The organism is Protofrankia sp. Cas8 (assembly GCF_963555845.1).
Classification (GTDB): Bacteria; Actinomycetota; Actinomycetes; order Frankiales; family Frankiaceae; genus Protofrankia.
The window spans coordinates 1-814 of record NZ_CAUVXI010000146.1 but is presented as its reverse complement, the minus strand read 5'-3'; the positions used below and the strand labels follow the sequence as shown (position 1 = coordinate 814).

General features: G+C 62.3%; 2 protein-coding genes. One reads left to right on the top strand and one right to left on the bottom strand.

Features of this window, described 5'->3' with window-relative positions:
- Window positions 1–58: 58 nt before the first annotated feature.
- Window positions 59–202: a hypothetical protein gene (locus U9977_RS18790; protein ID WP_322750589.1), complete on the bottom strand. Its 144-nt coding sequence runs from the start codon at window positions 200–202 to the stop codon at window positions 59–61.
- Window positions 203–325: 123 nt separating this feature from the next.
- On the opposite strand from U9977_RS18790, the gene U9977_RS18785 reads away from it, so the two are divergent.
- Window positions 326–799, top strand: a complete 474-nt coding sequence (locus tag U9977_RS18785; protein WP_322750588.1) for a PaaI family thioesterase — start codon at window positions 326–328, stop codon at window positions 797–799.
- Window positions 800–814 lie beyond the last annotated feature (15 nt).

Below are 814 nucleotides of genomic sequence, written 5' to 3'. Positions count from 1 at the left end.
CCATTGTGCTGCGCGAGCGACGTGCTCGCGCAGCAGAGACGACACCAGCGGGGGCCGGTCACACGCCCGAACGGATCATTCCCTTCGTCCGCATGAGGAACTCACCCAGATAGCCGTCGTGCGGGATCCCCGGGCGTAACCAGACCGTCGGATTGCCCCCCAGGTACAGATTGGTGATCGACAGCTTGTCCAGCAAGATCATCGATGAGATCGCTGTTTTGTTCACCACCCGGCCATCGTCACGGAGCTCCGACTCAACGATTCCCTCGTACAATCCGGTGAGAATGGACAGTCGGCCGGAGTCGATCCGAAGGAGGCGGAACCCGTGCAGGTGAACGGTGCGAAAGAGGAATACCCGGCGCTGAACCGTATACGCGAACTGCGGGAACTGCTGGCGCACGGAATGGCGGCCGGGATCGGGGTCGGCCACTCACTGGGTATAACACTCGAGTCGGTGGAGAAGGGCCGGACGGTGTACACACTCACACCCTCACCGGCTACGGCCAACGCCATATACACCGTGCACGGCGGTGTTCTGGCGACCCTCATGGACACCGCCATGGGAAGCGCGATCTTCACCGAGCTCGCCGATGGAGTCCTTTACACCACGCTCGAGCTCAAGGTCAACTTTATTCGTCCGGTGAAACTTGACGGCGATCAGCTCACCTGCGAAGGCCGGACGATCAACATCGGGAAGCGCACCGCGCTCGCGGAGGCACGCGTGCTCGACCCCGCCGGCAGGCTGATAGCCCACGGAACCAGCACGTGCATGCTGATACGCCCCACGGATGCGACCTAAGAGCGCCTGGCAATA